Annotated in this window: 23 protein-coding genes; 14 read left to right on the top strand and 9 right to left on the bottom strand. The window is 72.2% G+C overall.

The genetic code is table 11. The features are described 5' to 3' along the window. Positions 1–139: 139 nt before the first annotated feature. From ACYVIH_RS00620 to ACYVIH_RS00590, 7 genes are read left to right on the top strand one after another with little or no spacing between them, the layout of a single operon-like run. The gene (locus ACYVIH_RS00620) at positions 140–319 is read left to right on the top strand and encodes a hypothetical protein (RefSeq protein WP_460864780.1); all 180 of its coding nucleotides are present in this window, start codon (positions 140–142) and stop codon (positions 317–319) included. Continuing rightward, positions 319–2,031 carry an acetate--CoA ligase gene (acsA, locus tag ACYVIH_RS00615; RefSeq protein WP_460864777.1) on the top strand — a complete coding sequence of 571 codons (1,713 nt, stop codon included), beginning with the start codon at positions 319–321 and terminating at the stop codon, positions 2,029–2,031. The genes ACYVIH_RS00620 and acsA overlap by 1 nt, the downstream gene beginning before the upstream one ends. Continuing rightward, on the top strand, positions 2,028–3,011 hold the full coding sequence (gene pdhA / locus ACYVIH_RS00610; RefSeq protein WP_460864775.1) for a pyruvate dehydrogenase (acetyl-transferring) E1 component subunit alpha: 984 nt from the start codon (positions 2,028–2,030) through the stop codon (positions 3,009–3,011). The genes acsA and pdhA overlap by 4 nt, the downstream gene beginning before the upstream one ends. Position 3,012: 1 nt before the next feature. Continuing rightward, positions 3,013–4,032, top strand: a complete 1,020-nt coding sequence (locus ACYVIH_RS00605; RefSeq protein ID WP_460864773.1) for an alpha-ketoacid dehydrogenase subunit beta — start codon at positions 3,013–3,015, stop codon at positions 4,030–4,032. Next, positions 4,033–5,175, top strand: coding sequence for a dihydrolipoamide acetyltransferase family protein (locus ACYVIH_RS00600; RefSeq protein ID WP_460864771.1), 1,143 nt, complete (start codon positions 4,033–4,035; stop codon positions 5,173–5,175). Then, entirely contained in the window at positions 5,172–5,423 is a 252-nt protein-coding gene (locus tag ACYVIH_RS00595) for a hypothetical protein (RefSeq protein ID WP_460864769.1), read from the top strand. The genes ACYVIH_RS00600 and ACYVIH_RS00595 overlap by 4 nt, the downstream gene beginning before the upstream one ends. A gap of 7 nt (positions 5,424–5,430) precedes the next feature. After that, positions 5,431–6,288, top strand: coding sequence for an AI-2E family transporter (locus tag ACYVIH_RS00590; protein ID WP_460864767.1), 858 nt, complete (start codon positions 5,431–5,433; stop codon positions 6,286–6,288). Here ACYVIH_RS00590 and ACYVIH_RS00585 read toward each other — a convergent pair. Both ACYVIH_RS00585 and ACYVIH_RS00580 read right to left on the bottom strand, forming a co-directional pair. Beyond that, positions 6,194–7,378, bottom strand: a complete 1,185-nt coding sequence (locus ACYVIH_RS00585) for an MFS transporter (RefSeq protein WP_460864765.1) — start codon at positions 7,376–7,378, stop codon at positions 6,194–6,196. The two genes, ACYVIH_RS00590 and ACYVIH_RS00585, sit on opposite strands and share 95 nt — an antisense overlap. A 44-nt stretch (positions 7,379–7,422) precedes the next feature. Then, complete coding sequence (locus ACYVIH_RS00580) at positions 7,423–8,358, bottom strand: universal stress protein (RefSeq protein WP_460864763.1); 936 nt, start codon at positions 8,356–8,358, stop codon at positions 7,423–7,425. A gap of 157 nt (positions 8,359–8,515) precedes the next feature. Between ACYVIH_RS00580 and ACYVIH_RS00575 the strand changes: the two genes are divergently transcribed. From ACYVIH_RS00575 to ACYVIH_RS00565, 3 genes are all read left to right on the top strand, one after another. Next, complete coding sequence (locus tag ACYVIH_RS00575) at positions 8,516–9,100, top strand: CBS domain-containing protein (RefSeq protein ID WP_460865122.1); 585 nt, start codon at positions 8,516–8,518, stop codon at positions 9,098–9,100. Between the two features lie 54 nt (positions 9,101–9,154). Further along, the gene (locus ACYVIH_RS00570; RefSeq protein ID WP_460864760.1) at positions 9,155–10,102 is read left to right on the top strand and encodes a siderophore-interacting protein; all 948 of its coding nucleotides are present in this window, start codon (positions 9,155–9,157) and stop codon (positions 10,100–10,102) included. Between the two features lie 74 nt (positions 10,103–10,176). Then, positions 10,177–10,527 carry a TraR/DksA family transcriptional regulator gene (locus tag ACYVIH_RS00565; protein ID WP_460864757.1) on the top strand — a complete coding sequence of 117 codons (351 nt, stop codon included), beginning with the start codon at positions 10,177–10,179 and terminating at the stop codon, positions 10,525–10,527. A 10-nt stretch (positions 10,528–10,537) separates the two neighbouring features. Here the strand turns inward: ACYVIH_RS00565 and ACYVIH_RS00560 are convergent, their stop codons facing one another. From ACYVIH_RS00560 to ACYVIH_RS00550, 3 genes are all read right to left on the bottom strand, one after another. Then, positions 10,538–11,986, bottom strand: coding sequence for an HNH endonuclease signature motif containing protein (locus ACYVIH_RS00560; RefSeq protein ID WP_460864754.1), 1,449 nt, complete (start codon positions 11,984–11,986; stop codon positions 10,538–10,540). Between the two features lie 101 nt (positions 11,987–12,087). Beyond that, on the bottom strand, positions 12,088–12,534 hold the full coding sequence (locus tag ACYVIH_RS00555; RefSeq protein ID WP_460864752.1) for a hypothetical protein: 447 nt from the start codon (positions 12,532–12,534) through the stop codon (positions 12,088–12,090). Positions 12,535–12,569: 35 nt separating this feature from the next. Further along, positions 12,570–13,085 (bottom strand): mycothiol transferase, encoded by a 516-nt coding sequence (locus tag ACYVIH_RS00550; RefSeq protein ID WP_460864750.1) that lies wholly within the window; start codon positions 13,083–13,085, stop codon positions 12,570–12,572. A 180-nt stretch (positions 13,086–13,265) separates the two neighbouring features. Here ACYVIH_RS00550 and ACYVIH_RS00545 point away from each other — a divergent pair, with 180 nt between their 5' ends. From ACYVIH_RS00545 to ACYVIH_RS00535, 3 genes are read left to right on the top strand one after another with little or no spacing between them, the layout of a single operon-like run. After that, positions 13,266–13,676 carry a VOC family protein gene (locus tag ACYVIH_RS00545; RefSeq protein ID WP_460864747.1) on the top strand — a complete coding sequence of 137 codons (411 nt, stop codon included), beginning with the start codon at positions 13,266–13,268 and terminating at the stop codon, positions 13,674–13,676. Positions 13,677–13,680: 4 nt separating this feature from the next. Then, the gene (locus ACYVIH_RS00540) at positions 13,681–14,721 is read left to right on the top strand and encodes a sigma-70 family RNA polymerase sigma factor (protein ID WP_460864745.1); all 1,041 of its coding nucleotides are present in this window, start codon (positions 13,681–13,683) and stop codon (positions 14,719–14,721) included. Then, positions 14,718–15,353, top strand: a complete 636-nt coding sequence (locus ACYVIH_RS00535; RefSeq protein ID WP_460864743.1) for a TIGR03086 family metal-binding protein — start codon at positions 14,718–14,720, stop codon at positions 15,351–15,353. The genes ACYVIH_RS00540 and ACYVIH_RS00535 overlap by 4 nt, the downstream gene beginning before the upstream one ends. A gap of 5 nt (positions 15,354–15,358) precedes the next feature. On the opposite strand, the gene ACYVIH_RS00530 is transcribed toward ACYVIH_RS00535, so the two are convergent. Both ACYVIH_RS00530 and ACYVIH_RS00525 read right to left on the bottom strand, forming a co-directional pair. Beyond that, positions 15,359–16,078: an LrgB family protein gene (locus tag ACYVIH_RS00530; protein WP_460864741.1), complete on the bottom strand. Its 720-nt coding sequence runs from the start codon at positions 16,076–16,078 to the stop codon at positions 15,359–15,361. After that, the gene (locus ACYVIH_RS00525; RefSeq protein ID WP_460864739.1) at positions 16,075–16,437 is read right to left on the bottom strand and encodes a CidA/LrgA family protein; all 363 of its coding nucleotides are present in this window, start codon (positions 16,435–16,437) and stop codon (positions 16,075–16,077) included. Before ACYVIH_RS00525 ends, ACYVIH_RS00530 begins: the two co-directional genes overlap by 4 nt. A 157-nt stretch (positions 16,438–16,594) precedes the next feature. Here ACYVIH_RS00525 and ACYVIH_RS00520 point away from each other — a divergent pair, with 157 nt between their 5' ends. Then, positions 16,595–18,253, top strand: a complete 1,659-nt coding sequence (locus tag ACYVIH_RS00520) for a lysozyme family protein (protein WP_460864737.1) — start codon at positions 16,595–16,597, stop codon at positions 18,251–18,253. A 52-nt stretch (positions 18,254–18,305) separates the two neighbouring features. On the opposite strand, the gene ACYVIH_RS00515 is transcribed toward ACYVIH_RS00520, so the two are convergent. Next, a complete protein-coding gene (locus ACYVIH_RS00515; protein ID WP_460864735.1) occupies positions 18,306–19,934 on the bottom strand; it encodes an NAD(P)-binding protein in 1,629 nt (542 codons plus the stop codon). Further along, the gene (locus ACYVIH_RS00510; protein ID WP_460864732.1) at positions 19,934–20,986 is read right to left on the bottom strand and encodes a thiamine pyrophosphate-dependent enzyme; all 1,053 of its coding nucleotides are present in this window, start codon (positions 20,984–20,986) and stop codon (positions 19,934–19,936) included. The genes ACYVIH_RS00515 and ACYVIH_RS00510 overlap by 1 nt, the downstream gene beginning before the upstream one ends. Between the last annotated feature and the right edge of the window lie 15 nt (positions 20,987–21,001).

The raw sequence follows: 21,001 nt of genomic DNA, 5'->3' as shown, positions 1-21,001 counted from the left end.
GAGGTAAGGCTAACTTCCACCGGCAAACCGCCACCACGAGGCCTGGGTCACATCCTTTCAGGTCCAAGGGCCCTGGGTGCTCCGGGGGCGGTGGAGGACGGTGGGAGCAAGGGGTAGACCACCCTGCAGGGAGATCGCCATGAACGAGCGGGAAGGATTCGAGGCCCAGCAGGAGGCCAAGCGCGAGGCGGCCGGCCGGACCAGTCCCGCCACGCGCGAGCGGCTGTGGGCGGGGCTCACCAAGTATCTCGCCGCGGAGGCCGAGCACGCCCGCAAGGCGGCGCGCGAGGAACGGGAGCGGGAACGGCGGGGTGAGTGATGACCGCCGGGACCCGGGCACCGACCGCTGACGCCTGGGCGCAGGCCCGGGCCAGGCTCGACGGGTTGCCCGGCGGCGGGCTCAACATCGCGCACGAGGCGGTGGACCGGCATGTCCTGCACGGCGCCGGGGCGACCACGGCGTTGCGCTGCATCGGCGTCGACGAGTCCGTCACCACGGTGACCTACGCCGATCTCGCCGGCCTGAGCGCGGCCTTCGCAAACGTCCTCGACGATCTCGGGATCGGTGCCGGCGACAAGGTGTTCTCGCTGCTGGGTCGTGGCCTGGACATCTACGTCGCCGCGCTCGGGACGCTCAAGCACACCTCGGTGTTCTGCCCGCTGTTCACGGCGTTCGGCCCCGAGCCGATCCGGCAACGTCTCCAGCTCGGTCACGGCCGGCTGCTGGTCACCACCACCGAGCTGTACCAGCGCCGGATCGCCGCGCTCCGCGACGACCTCCCCGAGCTCGAGCACGTGCTGCTCGTCGACGGCGCGCCCGGCGAGGTCGAGGACACCCGGTGCCTGCCCGACCTGCTCTCCCGCGCCGACCACCGCTACGACATCCCGCCGACCGACCCGGAGACCCCGGCCCTGCTGCACTTCACCAGCGGTACGACGGGCACCCCGAAGGGCGCCGTACACGTGCACGAGGCCGTCGTCGCGCACCACGCCACCGCCGCGCACGCGCTGGGGCTGCGCCGGGACGACGTGTGCACCGCCGACCCTGGCTGGGTGACCGGCACGTCGTACGGCATCGTCGCGCCGCTCACGCACGGGGCGACCGTGGTCACCGACAGCGGCGAGCTCGGCGCCCGACGGTGGTACCGGATCCTCCAGGAGCAGCGGGTCACCGTCTGGTACACCGCGCCCACCGCGCTGCGCCACATCGCCAGCGTCGGCGAGGACGTGGTGCGTGAGTTCGACCTCTCCGCGCTGCGCCACATCGCCAGCGTCGGCGAGCCGCTGAACCCCGAGGTCGTGCTGTGGGGGCAGCGTGCCTTCGACCGCCAGGTGCTCGACAACTGGTGGCAGACCGAGACCGGCGCGATCATGATCAGCAACCGGCCTGGAGTCCCCGTCCGGCCCGGGTCGATGGGGCTGCCGGTGCCCGGCGTCGAGGCCACCGTCCTGGCGCGGGACGAGGAGGGGCGCACGCTGGTCGACGACTGCGAGGTGTGCGAGCTCGGCCCCGGCGGCACCGGCGAGCTGGCCCTGCGCCCCGGCTGGCCGTCGATGTTCCGCACCTACCTCGGCGAGGAGGCGCGATACCAGCGCTGCTTCGTCGGCGGCTGGTACCTCACCGGCGACGTGGTCCGGCGCGACGAGGACGGCTGGTTCTGGTTCGTCGGGCGCGGCGACGACGTGATCAAGTCAGCCGGCCACCTGATCGGCCCGTTCGAGGTCGAGAGCGCCCTGATGGAACACCCGGCTGTGGCCGAGGCGGGCGTGATCGGCAAGCCGGACCCGGTCGCCGGCGAGGTGGTCAAGGCGTTCGTCACGCTGCGCGACGGCTTCGAGCCGACCGAGGACGTGCGCCGGGACCTGGTGGCGTTCGGCCGTCGCCGGCTCGGGTCGGTCGCACCGCGCGAGATCGTCTTCGACCAGCACCTGCCGCACACCCGCAGCGGCAAGGTGATGCGCCGGCTGCTCAAGGCCCGCGAGCTCGGGCAGCCCGAGGGCGACCTGTCGACGTTGGAGGGTGCGACATGAGCAGACGCCCCGTCGCCGCCGCGCGCAAGCACGGCGTGGACCTGCTCTCGCAGATGACCCGGATCCGGGTCTTCGAGGAACGCTGCGTGGAGCTCTACAGCGCAGGCTCGATCCGGGGGTTCCTGCACGTGGCGGTCGGCGAGGAGGCGGTCGCCGCCGGCGTGATGGCGACGCTGACCGCCGACGACGCGGTGGTGTCGACCTATCGCGAGCACGGCCACGCACTCGCCCGCGGTGTCCCGATGGACTCCGTGATGGCGTACGGCAAGGTCACCGGCTGCAGTCGCGGCCGCGGCGGGTCGATGCACCTGTTCGACGCCGGCCGGCGCTTCTACGGCGGCAACGCGATCGTCGGCGGCGGCCTGCCGCTGGCGGTCGGGCTCGGCCTGGCCGACAAGCTGCAGCGCCGACCCGGGGTGACGGTCTGCTTCTTCGGCGACGGCGCCTACGCCGAGGGCGAGTTCCACGAGTCGATGAACCTCTCCGCGCTGTGGCAGCTGCCGGTGCTCTTCGCCTGCGAGAACAACCTGTACGCCATGGGCACGGCGATCGAGCGCGCCCAGGCCGAGACCGACCTGGCGCTCCGCGCGGCGTCGTACGGCATGGCCTCCTGGGCGGTGGACGGCATGGACGCCGTCGCCGTGGAGAAGGCCGCGCGCCAGGCGGTCGACCGGATCCGCGGCGGCGGCGGGCCGTGCTTCCTGGAGCTGCGCACCTACCGGTTCCGCGCGCACTCGATGTACGACCCCGAGCGCTACCGCGACAAGGCCGAGGTGGCCCGCTGGCGCGAGCGCGACCCGATCGACCTGCTCGCGAAGCAGCTGATCGAGTCCGGCGAGCTGACCGAGGCCGACCGCGAGGCGATGGTGGCCTCCGCCACCGCGGAGGTCGACGCCGCCGTCCGGGCCGCGGAGGAGGCGCCGCTCGAGCCGGTCGAGGACCTGACCAGGTTCGTATACAGCGAGACCGCGGAGGTGTGAGATGACCGCGACCACCGCGACGATCCCGGCCCCGGCGACGCCGGGAACCGTGGAGACCACCTACCGCGAGGCGATGCGGGAGGCGATGCGCGACGCGATGCGCCGCGACGAGCGGGTGTTCCTGATGGGTGAGGACGTCGGCGCCTACGGCGGCTGCTTCGCGGTGAGCCTCGGGCTGCTCGAGGAGTTCGGCCCCGAGCGGATCCGCGACACGCCCCTGTCGGAGTCCGCCTTCGTCGGGGCCGGCATCGGCGCCGCGATCGGCGGGATGCGCCCGATCGTCGAGATCATGACCGTGAACTTCAGCCTGCTGGCGCTGGACCAGATCCTCAACAACGCAGCCACGCTGCTGCACATGTCCGGCGGCCAGGTCGCGGTGCCGCTGGTGATCCGGATGACCACGGGGGCCGGCCGGCAGCTCGCCGCCCAGCACTCGCACAGCCTGGAAGGCTGGTACACCCACATCCCCGGCATCAAGGTGCTCGCCCCGGCGACGATCGAGGACGCCCGCGGCATGCTGTGGACCGCCCTGCAGGACCCCGACCCGGTGCTGCTCTTCGAGCACGGGTCGCTCTACAACATGACCGGCACCCTCGCCGAGGACGCCGGTCCCGTCGACATCCAGCGGGCCGCCGTACGACGGCAGGGTCGGGACCTGACCCTGGTCAGCTACGGCGGCTCGCTGCCCAAGACCCTCGAGGCCGCCGAGCAGCTGGCCGCGGACGGGATCGAGGCCGAGGTGCTGGACCTGCGCACCCTGCGGCCGCTCGACGACGCGACGATCATGGCGTCGGTGCGGCGCACGCACCGCCTGGTCGTGGTCGACGAGGGCTGGCGCAGCGGCAGCCTGTCGGCCGAGGTCAGCGCCCGGGTCACCGAGCAGTGCTTCTACGACCTCGACAGCCCCGTCGAACGGGTGTGCTCCGCCGAGGTGCCGATGCCCTACGCCAAGCACCTCGAGGACGCCGCCCTCCCCCAGCCCGCGACGATCTTGGCTGCGGCGCGGAGGGTGGTGGGCTGAGTGGCCGAGTTCAAGATGCCCTCGCTCGGGGCCGACATGGACTCCGGCACGCTCGTCGAGTGGCTCGTCCACGAGGGCGACGTCGTCCACCGCGGCGAGCCGATCGCCGTCGTCGACACCGACAAGTCCGCGATCGAGGTCGAGTCCTTCGACGACGGGGTCGTCGAGCACTTCCTGGTCGGGCCGGGCACCCGGGTCGCCGTCGGCACGCCGATGGCCTCGCTGTCCTCGCCGACCGCCGCGCCACCTCTCGCGCCACCTCTCGCGGCACCTCCGGTCCTGCGCGGGCGCCGGGTCTCCCCCTACGCCCGCAAGCTCGCCCGCGAGCTCGGGGTGGACCTCGACCAAGTGGCCGGGTCCGGCGAGCACGGGCTGGTCCGCGCCGAGGACGTCCGGGTCGCCGCGCGAGGAGGTACGGCGGTCGCGCCGTCCGTCGTACCGGAGGCCGAGGCACCACCTCCGACCGCCGCACCCACCCGCCCGTCGGGCTCCCGGGCGACCATCGCAGCGCTGATGTCGCGGGCCAAGCGCGAGATCCCGCACTACTACGTGGCCACGACCGTCGACCTGCAGGCGCTCACCACGTGGCTGCGGCGCACCAACCTGGAGCGCAGCGTCGGCGAGCGGATCGTGCCGGCCGCGGCGCTGCTCAAGGCCGCCGCGCTGGCCACCCGTGAGCACCCGGAGCTCAACGGGTTCTGGGTCGACGACGGCTTCGTGCCGGCCGACGACGTCCACCTCGGCGTCGCGGTCCACGTGCGTGACGGGGCCCTGGTGGCGCCGGCGATCCACCGCACCGCCGACCTCACGCTCGCCGAGGTGATGGCGGCGCTGCGCGACCTGGTGAAGCGGGCCCGCGCCGGGCGGCTGCGCCGCAGCGAGCTGGCCGACCCGACGCTGACCGTGACCGACCTCGGCGACCAGGGTGTCGAGGAGGTGATCGGCGTGATCTACCCACCGCAGGTCGCCCTGCTCGGCGTGGGCCGCGTGGTGGACCGCCCGGTCGCGGTCGACGGCCTGATCGGCGTGCGGCCGACGGTGCGGCTGACGCTGTCCGGGGACCACCGGGCCACCGACGGCGCCACCGGGGCGCGCTTCCTGCTCACCCTGGAACGCCTGCTGCAGCACCCGGAGGAGCTATGACCATCACCCACGAGGACGCCCGCGCGCTGGTTGCGCAGGCCGTGCGCCGGATCGTCCCGGACGCGGACGTGGAGTCCCTCCCCGAGGGCGCCGACCTCCGCCGCAGCTTCGAGCTGGACTCGCTGGACTTCCTCAGCTTCGTCGAGCTGCTGGTGAGCGCGAGCGGGGTGCGCATCGACGAGGACGACTACCCCGACCTGGTCACGACCGAGGGCTGCGCCGACCTGCTGGTGCGCCGCAGCGCCTGAGGCCGCGATGTCCACCGTGCGGCCGGCGACTCCGGGACATGGCTACCCGCGGGCGGTCGTCCTGCTGGTCGGGCTCGCCGCCGGCGGCGTCGTGGTGTTCGGGCTGCGCCAGCTCTCCGGCATCGTCGGGCCGGCGTTCCTGGCCCTGGTGCTCGCGGTCGCTGTGCAGCCGCTGAGCAGCGCGATCGCCCGGCGCGGCATCCCCCGCTGGGTGGGCACCACCGCCGCGCTCACCACGGTCTACGCGGCGCTGATCGGGTTCACGGTCGCGCTCACCCTCGCGGTCGCGCAGTTCGCGACCCTGCTGCCGGACTACCAGGACGAGACCAACCGGATGCTGGACCAGGTCGTCGCGTGGCTGGACCGGCGTGGGATCGGTGAGGGCCAGATCGAGCAGATGGTCGCGGGGTTCGACTTCAACCGCGTGGTCGGCATCGTCGGCAACATCGTGAGCGGCCTCGTGGACGTGCTGACGGGTCTGTTCTTCGTGATCACCCTGGTGCTGTTCATGGTCATCGACGCGACGCGCTTCGTGGACCGGCTGCGGATGCTGCCGGCCGGTCACGAGGGCTGGGTCGCGGCCCTGGTGACGTTCGGCCGCGCGACGCGCCGCTACCTCGTCGTCTCCACGACGCTGACCATGCTGTCGCTGGTGTTCTGGGCGTTCACGCTCGGGAGCATCGGTGCGCTGCTCGCCGTACCCCTGACGCTGTTCACCAAGGCCGTGCTCGTCGACGCCGACCCCCGGACCCGGTGGGTCGAGCCGCTGCTCATCGGCGAGAAGCCACCTCGGCCCTGGGGCGGGCGGCGGGAACGACGAGCGCGGAGGGCACCAGCAGGATCGCGACGAGAAGCAGGGCGTTGAGGACGCCGACCCGGTCGCCGATGTAGCCGAGCACCGGCGGACCGGCCAGGAACGCGGTGTAGCCGATCGTGGAGACGACGCTCACTCGCGCCGGCGCGTGCGCCGGGTCGTCGGCCGCGGCGCTCATCCCGACCGGGAAGCCGAGCGAGGCGCCCAGGCCCCACAGCACGATGCCGACCACGACCAGCGGTGTCAGCGGGGCGAGCACGACCAGCAGAACGCCGGCTCCGGCGACTGCCATCGTGCTCCACAGCACCGGCAGCCGCCCGAACCGGTCGAGGAGCTTCCCGCCGACGAGCCGGCCGCTGGTCATCGCGGTGACGAACAGGGCGAACCCGCTGGCGCCGACCCACGGCGCGACGTCGTACCCGTCGACCAGCGCGACCGCGAGCCAGTCGTTGGCCACGCCCTCGGTCAGCGCCATCGCCAGGACCATCACGCCTACAGCCAGCGTGCGCGGCTCCCGCCACGCCCGCCACGGGCTGAGGCCGACCGCCTCCTCGGGCTCCGCCTCCACGGGCAGGAAGCTGCGTACGGCGGTCGGTGTGGCTGCCGCGACCAGGGCGGCGGCCAGGCCCAGGTGCCACACCACCGGGACCCCCAGACCGGCCGCCGCGGCACCGGTTGCCGCTCCGGCGACCGTGCCGAGGCTGAACGCCGCGTGGAACCGGGGCATGATCGTGCGCCCGCTGCGGTGCTCGACGGCGGCGCCCTCGACGTTCATCGCCACGTCCCAGGTCCCCGAGCCGAAGCCGACCAGCAGCAGGCCGGCCGCGGTCCCCCAGGGTTCACCGAGCACGCTCACGCCGGCACCGGCGAGACCGAGGCCGACGGAGGCGAGCACGGCGGAGAAGCCGACCACCCGGGCGGCGCCGAAGCGGTGCACCCAGATCCCGGCCGTGGGCAGCGCGACCACCGAGCCGAAGGACATCGCGAGCAGCAGCGTGCCGAGCTGACCGGGGGTGAGGTCGAGGGCGGTCCGGGACTCCGGGATCCGGGAGACCCAGCTCGCGAACGCGAAGCCGTTGAGCACGAAGACCACGGCGACCGCGTTGCGGGCGTGACGGACGGGGGTGTCGAGGGTGCGCACGACCAACCATTCTGCGCCCCGGCGTCACCGGGGCGCAGACGCGGTCAGTCCTGAGGCAGTACCTCGTCGGGGCTCAGCAGCCGCTCCTCGACCGACGGGGTGTGCCGTGGGTGCTGGGGCACGACCTCGACGGGGCACTTGCCCTCGCGGATCAGCATCCGGGCCAGCGAGCCCAGGTAGATCCCCAGCGGGGCGCCGTGCCCGCGCCGGCCGACGACCATCAGGTCGGCGTTGGCCGCCGCATCGACGAGCGCCGGGCCGACGAACTCGTGCCGCAGGTCGATCTCCACCGCGACGTCGGGGTGGACCTCGCGGAACGGCTCGAGGGTCTTGTCCATCTCCTCACGCGCGGTGTCGAGCCATTCCTCGACGGCGGTGTGCGAGTAGCTGATGTCGTCGTACGCCGTCGGCAGCCGCCACGCGTGGAGCACGACCAGCTTCGCCTTGCGTCGCGCCGCCTCCTCGAAGGCCGCCTCGAGCGCGTCGTGGGACGCGTCGGACTCGTCCACGCCGACCACCACCCGGCCGAGCTCGCCACCTTCGGCCCAGCTGTCGGGCACGCTGACCACGGGGCAGTGGGCGCGCGCGGCGACGCCGGTGGTCGTGCTGCTGGTCAGCACCCGGCCGGCGAGGGAGCGCGTCCGGTGGCCGAGCACCACGAGAGAGGCGTGCTCGGCGGCGTCGACGAGGACGCCGACCCGGCTGCCCGGGCGCACGGAGGTCTGCACCTCCAGGCCCGGCGCGAGCTCGTGCACCAGCTTCTGGGTGTCGTCGGTCAGCCGTCGGCCGACCTCGGTGAACGCTTCGACGCTGTACAACGGGAGCATGGCCGCCATCGGGGCGGTCTCGTAGACGGCGTGCACGAGCGTGATGCCCACACCGCGCCTCCGGGCCTCGGTCACGGCGTACCGCACGGCTCGGTCACTCTGCTCACTGCCGTCGACACCGACGACGACGGGCAGGGTCGTGTCCTTGACCATGGTGCTCCTCCTTCTGCCTACCTCCAGCGTTCTCCCCCGCCGTCGCGCGTGCGAGTGCCGGCAGTCACTGGCCCCGCAGGACGTTCGGCCCTGTCTGGACCTGTACGCCGGAGGAAACGATGGCGTCACAGGCTGGAGGAGAACAGGAGGTGTCGTGATGCTGGTCCGGGACGTCATGACTTCACCCGCGATCACGGTGACCACCGGGACGAGCGTCAAGGACGGGCTTCGGCTGCTCGCCGGGCACAACGTGACCGCCCTGCCGGTGGTCTCTTCCGACGGGCGCCTGCTCGGTGTGGTCAGCGAGGCGGACCTGCTCCACGACGCCGTGCGCCACGACGACCGCTGCCACCTGATGCCGCACGAGCACGTCGAGCCCGGGCCGCCACGCACCGTCGACGACGTGATGACGACGCAGTCCTACACGGTCACCCCCGAAGGCGACATGTGCGACGCCATCGAGCTGATGACCAGCACCGCGGTGAAGAGCCTGCCCGTGCTCGAGGGCGGCAAGGTCATCGGCGTGGTCAGCCGCAGCGACGTCGTGCGGCTGCTGGCCCGCAGTGACGACCAGATCCGGGGCGAGATCGACGAGCTGCTGCGCAGCGCCGAGATGGAGTACCAGGTCGACGTGGAGGACGGTCACGTCAGGCTGGAGGGCTCCACGGACCCGCACCGGCAGAAGGTCGCCGAGGTGGTGGCGAACTCCGTCGCGGGGGTGTTGTCGGTCCGGTTCCGGTGACTCACCTGGTGAAGGTGTTGTCCGCGTGGCCGAGGTAAGGCTAGCCTTACCTTCGTGACTGCTGCTTCAGAGACGCGACCCGCGCCGTTCCGGATGTTCGACGTGCGGGTGCTCCGCGTGCGCCGGCTGAGCCCGAGCTTCGTCCGCCTCACGTTCTCCGGGCCCGACCTCGACGCGATGGCCGACAACGGGTTCGACCAGCGGATCAAGCTGATCCTCCCGCTGCCCGGGAGCGGCCTCGTCCATCTGCCACGGGGCGAGGACTGGTACTCCGCATGGCGGCTGCTGCCCGAGAGCAGGCGCAACCCGATCCGGACCTACACGATCCGCCACCTCCGGCCCGCGGCGCGTGAGGTCGACATCGACATGGTCCTGCACGGTGACGAGCACGGCGTCGTGTCCGGCCCGGCCGCCCGGTTCGCCCTCGGGGCGCGAGTCGGCGACGAGGCGGTGCTGCTCGGCCCCAACGGCGCGCACCGGGGACCCCACGGCGGGCTGGAGTTCCGCCCTCACTCCTCACACGCCTCCCTGCTGCTGGCCGCGGACGAGACCGGCGTCCCGGCGGTCGCGAACATCGTCCGCTCGCTGCCCTCGCACGCGGTCGGACAGGTCCTCTTGGAGGTGCCGCACCCCGACGACCGGTTCGACCTCGGCGCTCCGCCCGGAGTGGCGGTGACCTGGGCGGCGCGGGGCAGCTCCGGTCACGGGTCCCACCTGCTCCGGATGGTCACCACCGCCGACCTCCCCCGGCCGGTCGTGCCGGCCGCGCTGCCGACGGCCGCCGAGCACGACGACCTGAGCGAGGTGCTCTGGGAGGTCCCCGATCCCGTCGAGACGCCCGTCGGCGACACCGGCGACCCCACCGACGGGTTCTATGCGTGGGTGGCCGGCGAGGCCTCGACCGTGCGCGCGATCCGTCGCCACCTGGTCAACGAGCGCGGCCACGACCGGCGCTCGATCGCCTTCATGGGGTACTGGCGGCTCGGCCGCGCCGAGTGCTGAGCCGACCTGGAACCGACGCCGCCGCCGACGTCTGACGGAACAACCCACCCGGTCGCGAGCGTTGTCCAGTCGACATGGACGACGACCACCACCTCCACGAGGCTCGGGCACTGCTACGCGCCCAGCGCCTCGAGACCGAGCAACGGCTCGCCGCACTGACCGGCACCTTCAGCGACATCGTGGCCGCATCGGAGTCGTCCAACGCCGACGACGAGCACGACCCCGAGGGGCACACGATCGCCTTCGAGCGTTCCCAGGTGGGCGCGCTGATCGCTCAGGCACGCGAGCGCCTCGCCGAGCTCGACGCCGCCGCAGCGCGGCTCGAGTCGGGCAGCTACGGGATCTGTGAGCGGTGCGGCCGCCCGATCGCGCCAGCACGCCTGGCCGCCCGACCGGTCGCACGGACCTGCGTCGGGTGCGCCTGAGCGCCGAACGTCACGCCGCGGAGGCGAGGAGCTCTGCTTCGCGGGACAGCTCGATCGCTGCTTGCCACAGGCTGTCGGGGATGGGGTCCTCGAAGACCACCGCGTCGTCGTCCCAGAGCCCCGGCGAGGTCGCCGGCCAGGTCACTTGTGGAAACTCCGGCGCGGGCTTGTGCGACCTGACGCCGAAGCGACTGGTCCAGGTGTAGGAGCCGTCGAGATTGCGCCTGACCAGGAACCCCTCGGAGTGCTTGACCCGGTGGTGCCGCCTGCACAGCGGCTGGAGGTTGCCGGTACAGGTGGGTCCGACCGGGTGCGGCGTGCGGTGGTCGCACTCGCAGGTGGTGGCCGGTCGCACGCAACCCGGGAAGACACACTCGGGGTCGCGCGCGACCACCTGACGCACGATCGGCTCGGTGGGGGTGTAGCTGTCCGTGGAGAGCTCGACGTCGCCCCGCCGAGGGTCGAAGGTGAGCCGATACCAGGTGGATGCGGGATCCAGCGCGATGCGTCTGAGCAGCTCCGCCGGGATGCTGCTCCCGCCGGCCATCAGGCCCGGCTCGTCACTCACCCCCATCAGGGTCGGCATCGGGGCATGGACGTTGATGATGGGCCGGGCCCACCTGCCGACCAGCTCGTGTGGCTCCACCGGACTCTGACCGCTGCCCTCGGCCTCCTCGAGCTCCCCGTCGGTGGCCGGCACCGTCGCCCGACCGAGCACCAGGTCGAGCATCAGGTCGGCCCGGATCTGCTCCACCGTCCGCTCCTCACCCGGCAGCTCCCTCAAGCGTTTCGCGATCAGCGTCAGTCGATAGTCCGCCCGCATCACGTCGTGCAACGGCCCCGAGACCGACATCCAGGCCATCCCGTTCTCGTCGGAGCGCATCGACACCCGCCGCTTCTTGAACGCCTTGGCGAAGGACTCCTCCTCGCTGTGCTGGTCGAACTTCAGGCTGATCCGCCGCATCGCTCGCTGCAGCAGCTGCCGCCGAACAGGGTGAACCGGCGCGGCCGGGTCGTCATGCCGCGCGATCCACTCCTGGGCCTTCTCGGCGTAGGCCGCTCTTGCCGCGTCGTCGGCCAAGCCGGCCAGCTGGGCGTGCACAACCTGCGCTCGACCCAGGTCGAGCCGTCCGGCGAGGCACAGCGCCCACACCTGTGGCAGCCACTGCTTGAGCTCGTGGATGAGGTCCAGGTCAGCCTGGATCCACATCTCCGCCACACCGAGGAGCGGGGCGAACTCCGCCTTCGTCGCCTCCAACGGCGTGAGCAGGAAGAACCCCGGCAGCTCGGGCCGGGGCACCTCTCCACGGTCGCGCGCCTCTACCTCGGCCACCCTTCGCGCATGGAAGGACCAGATCGCCTCCAGCTGCGCGGCATGGGCGCGGTTGCGGTCGACCACCGCCGTCGCCGCGACCTCGACCAGCTCGCGGTCCCGGGCGTCGGCCTCGATCTCATCCATCGAGCCCCTCACCTCCATCGATCGAACACTTGCTCGAAGTCTAGGGAAGGGCGCCGACAGTTCTCCGCTCCGACAGCTGCGACCAGCGCGTCAGAGCGACCTCAGACCTTCTCGGCTGTGTGACGCGCCAGCCGCCACTGCCCGTCCTCGCCCTGACGCCAGGTCTCCAGGAAGAGAGCCTGAGCGGCCGGGGTGGCGCTGTCGCCCCATTCGTGCACGATGCGATACGACGCCACGCATTCGCTGCCGTGGCGCGGAAGGACGACCAGATCGTGCAGCGACCACGTGCATCCTCGACCGTGCAACGCTCGCGCCGCCTGCTCGGTGCCCTCGAGCCACTCGGTCCGGGACCGTGCCTGCCACGGCTCAGGATCGCGATGCGGGGCGTGCTGGACAGCCTGCAGGTCCTCGCACACCGCCCTGACCGTCGAGTGCTCGGCGATCTCGCCGTCGCGCCACATCTCGTTGGTGTCCTCGACGAGCCGGAGCAGCATCGCGGTGAGCGCCTCGACCGCGGCATCCCGGAAGGGACCCTGGGTAGTTTCCATGGCCCTGCAGTGTGCCATCGGCCGGTGGTCTCGCGTCAGATTCCCAGCCGCTTCACGACACCGCGGATGAACGCCGCCTGCCCGACGTGCTGCAGGTCGTCCTCGATGACGCTGACCAGGCGCACCGCGCGCGTCACCGGGGGGTCCCACGAACGGTCGATGACCTCGTCGTACGCCGGCTCGTCGAGGCCCTCGAGATAACCGACCGTCTGCGCGTGCACCGCGTCGTGGTAGCCGAGCAGGAGGTCGGCGGGTACGTCGACCGCGGCGACCTCCGGGCTGCTGTGGCCGTAGCCGTGCGCGCCCGGCTCGAACGGCAGGCCGAACCGGTCCGCCCATCCGTCGCGGAGCCAGACCTGCTCGGCGTGGGCCAGGTGAGCCACGTGGTCGTCCTGGATCCGGGTCAGGTGCCAGACCAGCCAGGCGATCGTGTTCGCCTCCGGGTCGACCCGGTAGGTGAGCTGCTCACGGCTCAGCCCCTCGACGGCACCGTGGACGGCATCCTTCACACGTCCGAAGGCATCGACGAGCACCGAGTTCGCGAGCATCATGGGGAAGCACCTTCCGTTCGGAAAACCTCTTTCCGAGTATGCCCGTCTCGGTGTAGACCGGGAACCTGCCCTGACCGGACTCGGCGACGCGGCGGCTCCGGCGACGCGGCACCGATGAGTTCCGCACCGGTCCCCGGCCTGACTCAGCGACAACGTTCCTTCCAGCCCAGGAGCTCCGACATGAGCCGGATGATCTTCCTCAACCTTCCCGTCGCCGACCTCCAGCGGTCCATCGACTTCTGGAGCGGCCTAGGGTTCAGCTTCAACCCGCAGTTCACCGACGAGAACGCCAGCTGCATGGTGATCAGCGACGACGCCTGCGTGATGCTGCTGACCGAGAAGTTCTTCTCGACGTTCACCAGCAAGGACATCGTCGACACCACGCGCTACACCGAGGCGATCACGGCGATCTCGGCCGAGAGCCGCGAGGAGGTCGACCGGCTCGTCGACACAGCGCTGGCCACCGGCGGGTCCCTGTCGAGCCCGCCGCAGGACGAGGGCTTCATGTACTCGCGCGCGTTCGCCGACCCCGACGGCCATCTGTGGGAGGTCCTCTACATGGACCCCGCCGCGATCGAGCAGCAGGCCTGAGCAGATGGCGACCGTCGACCGACCCACCGTCCGTCCCGAGCGCCCGGTCGTGGAGCCTCCACCGTCCGTGGCCGACCCCTCCGCGCTCGACCGCTACCGTCCCGAGCTGCTCGCGCACTGCTACCGGATGCTCGGCTCGGTCCACGACGCCGAGGACCTGGTCCAGGAGACCTACCTGCGTGCGTGGAAGTCGCAGGACACCTTCGAGGGCCGGTCCTCGATGCGCACCTGGCTCTACCGGATCGCCACGAACGCGTGCCTGACCGCGCTGGAGAGCCGGGGAAGACGTCCGCTCCCGACCGGCCTCGGCCAGGAGCCGTCCGACCCGTACGGCACGCTCGTGCAGCAGCCGGAGGTGCCCTGGCTCGAGCCGGTGCCCGACGTACTGGTCGCGGACCTCCCCGACGACCCCGCCTCGGTGGTCACGTCGCGGGAGAGCATCCGACTCGCGTTCGTGGCCGCGCTGCAGAACCTCCCCGCCCGCCAGCGGGCCGTGCTCCTGCTGCGCGAGGTGCTCGCCTGGCGTGCCGCCGAGGTCGCCGAGCTGCTCGGCACCAGCACCGCCGCGGTCAACAGCATGCTGCAGCGGGCCCGCGCGCAGCTCGACCAGGCGGCACTGACCCGGGACGACGTGATGGAGCCGTCCGAGCCGGAGCGGCGCGAGCTGCTCGACCGGTACGTCGCCGCCTTCGAGACCTACGACGTCGAGGCGATCGTCGGCCTGTTCACGGAGGACGCGGTGTGGGAGATGCCCCCTTTCACGGGGTGGTACCAGGGTGCCCGGACGATCGGGAACCTCATCTCCAGCCAGTGTCCGGCCAGCGGTCCGGCCGACATGCGCATGGTCCGGGCCGATGCCAACGGACAGCCTGCGTTCGCCCTGTACATGCGCGACGCGGACGGGGTGCACAAGGCGTTCCAGATCCAGGTGCTCACGGTCACCGGCGACGGGGTGTCCCACGTCGGGTGCTTCTTCGACACGGGACTGTTCCGGGCGTTCGGCCTTCCTGAGGTCTACCCCGGGCAGGAGGTACGACGGGGGTGAACGACCACGACCTCGACGCCTCGCCCTGGGCCGGCGTCGAGCTCCTCGAGCGTGCCATCGGCTACACCCGCGGAGCGCTGGCCCTGGTGTCCGCCGACCTGATGGCGGCGCCGACCCCCTGCTCGGAGTGGGACGTCCGGCAGCTGCTGCTGCACATGGACGACTCGCTGACGCTGCTGCTCGAGGCCGGGGCGACCCACCGGCTGCAGGTGCACCGCCCGGCCGCCGTGGCGGGCTCGCCCGCCGCCGGCTCACTCCGCACAGCGAGCGCCGAGGAGCTCGTGGACCGGCTGCGCGACCGGGCGTGCCGGCTGCTCGGCCAGTGGACCGCGGACTGGGCGGCCGGCCCGCGCAGCCCCCAGGACGTCGTGGTCGGGGACCGGCCGCTCACCTCGGCGGTGCTCACCAGCGCCGGCGCTCTCGAGATCGCCGTGCACGGGTGGGACCTCGCCACGGCCTGTGCGGTACGACGGCCGCTGCCCGACGACCTCGCCACCGCCCTGCTCCGGATCGCCCCGGTGCTCGTCGGCCCGACCGACCGGCCGGGCCGGTTCGCAGAACCGCTGGGCAACCGACCCAACGCCGGTCCGGCCGACAGGCTGCTCGCCTTCCTCGGACGGTCGGTGGGCTGAGCGGGCTACTGCAGCAGCATCAGCAGCAGCGGCAGGAGCAGGGCCGTCGCCAGCGCGTTGAGTCCCATCGCGAGCCCCGCGAAGGCGCCCTCGGTGCGGTGCTCCTCCAGCGCCCGGGAGGTGCCGATCCCGTGCGATGAGGCGCCGATCGCCAGACCGCGCACCCGCAGGTCGCGGAACCGCAGCAGCGAGAGCACCGCCGGTCCGGCGACCGCGCCGAGCACCCCAGCCAGGATGGTGAACACGGCGGTCAGCGCCGGGATGCCGCCGGCCGCCTCCGAGAGGGCGATCGACACCGGCGTGGTGGCGGCCTTCGGCGCCATCGACACCGCCAGGTCCTCCCCGCCGCCGAGCCAGCCCGTGACGGAGAAGGCCACGACGATCGACACGGCGGAGCCGACCACGATCCCGAGCAGCACCGGCATGGCAGCCTGCTTCACCAGCCGGGCCTCGTAGTGCAGCGGCAGCGCCAGCGCCACCGTCGCCGGGCCGAGCAGGAAGGTGATGTAGCGCCCGCCGGTCATGTACTCCGCGTAGCTGACGTCCAGCAGCAGCAGCACCCCACCGGCGAGGACGATCGCGACCAGCACCGGGTTGAGCCCGGCGTGCCGGCCGGTCCGCTCCCAGGCCCAGCGGGCGGCCTGGTAGGCGACCAGCGTCAGGGTGACCCCGAACAGCGGTGAGCCGACCAGCCACTCCCAGGCCTCGTCCAGGTGCAGGGTCACCGCAACACCCTCCGGGCACCGGTGAGCCGGAGAAGCAGCGCCACGACCCCGGCCGTCACCAGGAGCCCGGCGAGCCACGACGCCACCAGGCCGCCGGCGATCGGCAGCGCGTCGTGGCCCAGCCGGGACAGGTGCGCGACGAGTCCGACCCCGGCGGGGACGTAGAGCAGGGGCAGGTACCGCAACAGCGTCTGTGGTGCCGTGACGAGGGGCGACTTCGGGCGTGGCCGCCGTACCCGCAGGACCACCAGGAACAGGACCATGCCGAGGACGGGGCCGGGCAGCGACAGGTCGAGCGTGCGTACGACGAGCTCGCCGGCGAGCTGGCAGACGAGCAGGACGATGAGACCGGGCAGCATGCGCTTCCTCTCCTGGGACCGCCAGAAGTGTCCCTCACCAGGTTGAGGGAGGCCGCCCCCCGTCCGGGTCACGCTAAAGAGGGGCATTCGACTCATGCTCTTTGAGGGACCTCGGGCCTAGGGTCGAATAAGCAGATCCCGGCATTGGGGGGGTCCCATGGGACGGCATCGAAACGGCAAGCCGAAGCACCACTCGTCCTGGTTGATCGCGCTCATCGCGTTCCCGCTCGCCTTCGGCACCGTGAGCACCCACCTGGCCAACACCGCCGGGGAGGGCGAGCCGGCGGGGCCGGAGTCCGTGCCGTACGACGACGTGTTGGTGCGCCCGGCGAGGCCCGATGCCGCGCCCGCGGCCGCAACGAGCAGCCGGTCCACCGCCGAGGGCAGGGTCGGTGTGATCCCGTGGACGGCGCTGCAGTCCTACCACCGGGCCGCGGGGATCCTCGCGGAGGTCCAGCCGTCGTGCGGGCTGACCTGGACGCTGATCGCCGCCGTCGGCCAGACCGAGTCCGACCACGGGCAGGCCGGCGGCCACGAGCTCGCCGACGACGGCACGGTCCGGCCGGCGATGGTCGGGCCCGCGCTCGACGGGCGCCGGGGCCGTGCCCGGGTCGAGGACACCGACAACGGCCGGTTCGACGGCGACCCGGTCTGGGACCGCGAGGTGGGGCCGATGCGGCTGCTGCCGTCGGTGTGGGCGCTGGCCGGCGTCGACGGTGACGGGGACGGTGAGCGCAACGCGCACGACCTCGACGACGCGGCGCTGACGACCGCGGTGTACCTCTGCGCGGGCGCCGACAGGCTCGACCGGCCGGCCAACGCCGCCGCAGCGCTGCTGGCCTACCGGGGCGACGAGGCGTACGTCGCGCGTGTGCTGATGGTCGACAAGCGCTACCGCGAGGGCAGCTTCGCGGTGGCCGCGAGCCCGCCGATGTCCACGATCGGCACCACCTTGGACTACGGCCTGGGCGCTCCGGTCCGCGAGCTCACCGCCGACGCCGTGAGGCAGGTGGAGCGGCACATCGAGCAGGTGGCCAAGGCCGCCCAGCTCGGTCCCACGCCTCCCGAGATCGAGGAGTCGCGGCCTCCGCGGACCCGCTCCCCCGAGGCCGCCCCGGCGCCGGGCGAGCTGCCGACACCGGCCGACCCGCCGATCATCGGCGCCCCGGACACCCCCGACGGGTTCGGGTCGGACGCCGAGCCGACGCCGCCCGAGGCGCCCGTCGTGGCGGCACCCGAGCCGCCGCCGCCGCTGGCTGCCCCCCAGGTGCCGACCGCTCCGGCCCCTGGTGGCGGCGGGGATGCTCCGGTTGTGAGCGATCCTCCGGCCGACGATCCGGGCACCGGCGGCCCCGCCGACGAGGCACCTGTGGAGGATCCCGGGGAGACGCCTGGAGAGGCCGACCCGCCGGCCGACCCGCCGGCCGATCCGCCTGCTGCCGAAGATCCCCCCGCAGACCCGCCCGCGGCCGAGGAACCGCCCGCGGACCCGCCTGCCGATCCGCCTGCCGCGGAGAAGCCCGGCGACGGTGCCGAGGCGCCGACGACCGAGCAGGTCGAGGGCACCTGGACCGCCTGCGAGCAGGGTGACCCACCGGTCGGTGGCTACTGCCTCGACGACGCCCAGGTCGACCTGGGGCTCAGTGGTCCGCTCGACGCGCCGGCGACGGCCGACCTCGACGGCGACGGTTCGATCGGCACGGTGAAGGCCGAGCTCGAGGGCCTGCTGGGCAGGATCGTGAAGCTGACCGTCGTACTCGGCTCACGGCCGCTGCGCGTGGTCGCGGTCAACGACATGGTGATGGTCGCCCGCTGACCGGCCGACACACAGTGGCCCCCGCCGCCGGCGGGGGCCACTGTGCACCTGGTCAGATCTCCTCGGGGAACATCTGGATCGCACCGGCAGGGCACTCGGCGGCGCAGAGGCCGCAACCCTTGCAGTAGTCGAGGTCGATCAGGTACTTCTCCCCCGGCTGGCCGAGCTTGATCACCGCGTTGTCCGGGCAGGTGCCGTAGCAGTTGTCGCAGCTGAAGCAGTTGCCGCACGACATGCACCGCCGCGCCTCGAACAGCGCCGTGCCCTCGTCGAGCCCGAGCACGACCTCGTCGAAGGTCGACTCGCGGCGGGCCCGCTCGAGCACCGGCCGGTGGGTGCGCGGTGCCTCGGCGTAGTACCAGGTGTTCAGCGTGTCGAAGGTCGCCAGCTGCGGGCGTACGACGGGCTCCGGCGCGGCGCCCGACAGCCACGCGTCGATGTTCTTCGCCGCGCGCTTGCCGTGGCCGACCGCGACGGTGACCGAGCGCTCGAACGGGACCATGTCGCCGCCGGCGAACACCCCGGGACACCCGGTCATCATGTCCGTCCCGACCGAGACGACGCCCCTGTCGACCACGAGACCGGGAACTCCGTCGAGCAGCGAAAGGTCGGTGTCCTGGCCCAGCGCAAGGACCAGCGAGTCGGCGTCGAGCTCCTCGAGCTCACCGGTCGGCTGCGGGAAGCCGCTCTCGTCGAGCTCCATCTTCTCGATGACCAGCTTGCCCTCGTCGACCTGCTTGATCGTGGTCAGCCACTTGAACAGCACGCCCTCCTCGGAGGCCTCCATGAACTCCGACTCGTGCGCGGGCATCTTGTCCTTGTTGCGGCGGTAGACCACGATCGCCTCCGACGCCCCGAGACGCTTCGCGGTGCGCGCGGCGTCCATGGCCGTGTTGCCACCGCCGTACACCGCCACCCGGCGGCCGAGCAGCGGCTTCTCGCCGGCCTCGAGGTCGCGGAGCATGGTCACCGCGTCGAGCATCTTCGCCGCCGAGCCGGCCGGGATGTAGGCGCGCTTGCCGAGCTGGGCTCCCACCGCGAGGAAGACGGCGTCGTACTCGTCCTTGAGCGCCATCAGGTCGGTCACCTTGGCGTCGAGCTCGAGCTTCACGCCCAGGTCAAGGATCCGCTGCACCTCCGCGTCGAGCACGTCGCGAGCCAGGCGGTACTTCGGGATCCCGAAGCGCATCATGCCGCCGGCCATCGGACCGGCCTCCTTGATCGTCACGTCGTGGCCGCGGCGGGCGAGGTGGTAGGCGGCCGACAGCCCCGACGGGCCGGCGCCGACGACGAGCACCCGCTTGCCGGTGGCCGGCACGTCGACCGAGACCTTCCAGCCCTGGCGGATCGCCTCGTCCCCGAGGAACCGCTCCACGGAGTTGATGCCGACCGCCTCGTCGAGCTCCCCGCGGTTGCAGGCGGTCTCGCACGGGTGGTAGCAGACCCGGCCCATGATCGCCGGGAACGGGTTGTCGACCATGATCTGGCGCCACGCGCGCTCGTAGCCGGCGGCGCCCTCCTCGCCCTCGTAGAGCCACGCCTGGACGTTCTCCCCGGCGGGACAGGCGTTGTTGCACGGTGGCATCCGGTTCGTGTAGACCGGCCGCTCGGTGCGCCAGGCGCCGGTCTTGTTGGCCCGGCTCGACCCGATGTCGAGGGTGATTGCGAACGGCTTGTCCATCACAGCGCTCCTTCAACCGCCAGCGCGGAGTCCTCGGCCGGGCCGGGTCCTGCGGGCTCGTCGTCGGGCAGCAGCCCGAAACTCTCGATGTTGCGGTCCGCCCCGGCCTGGATCCGCTCGACGATGTCGGGCCGCGGGTTCTTGCCGAACAGGTGCGCGTAGCGCTTCTGCAGCTTGAGGTACTCCTCCACCGGGACCCGACGGCGGATCTTCGACACCTCGGTGACCTGGCCGTGCTCGGCCTCGAACACCGGGAAGATCCCGGTCTCCTTCGCCAACCGCGACAGCCGGATCGTGTCCGCCGACGCCGCGCCCCATCCCAGGGGGCACGGCACGAAGACGTGGATGTAGCGGGCACCGCGGAAGCTCATCGCCTTCTCGACCTTGTACTCCAGGTCGCGCAACTCGGCGACGGTCGCCGTTGCCACATAGGGGATCTCGTGCGCCATCGCGATCGCGGGCACGTTCTTGCCCTGCCCGAACACGTTGCCGGGCTCGGCGCCGACGGGCTTGGTGTTCGCGGTGCGCGCGGCCGGCGGCGTGGCTCCGGAGCGCTGCACGCCGGTGTTCATGTAGCCCTCGTTGTCGTAGCAGACGAAGAGCACGTCGTCGTTGCGCTCGAACATCCCCGACAGCGTCCCGAAGCCGATGTCGACGGTGCCGCCGTCGCCGGCCTGACCGACCACGCGGATGTCCTCTCGGCCCTTGGCCCGCAGCGCTGCCGCGACGCCGGCGGCGACGGCCGGGCCGTTGCCGAACAGCGAGTGCAGCCAGGGCAGCTGCCACGAGGACTCCGGGTACGGCGTCGAGAACACCTCGAGGCAGCCGGTGGAGTTGACCGCGACCATGTTCCCGTTCGTGGCGCGCATCGCGGCGTCGAGCACGTAGCGGGCACCGAGCGCCTCCCCGCAGCCCTGACAGGCCCGGTGGCCGGAGGTGAGCGAGTTCGAGCGCCCCATCCGGGCCTGCACCGACCGCTGGTCGGGGTCGAGGAGGCGGTTGCCGGCGACGAAGGTGCCGGTCTGGTAGAGCTTGATCTCCTGGAAGGCCACGGCCCTGTCCTCTCT

Source organism: Nocardioides pakistanensis, assembly GCF_054781215.1.
This window is presented reverse-complemented; position numbering and strand designations above follow the sequence as displayed.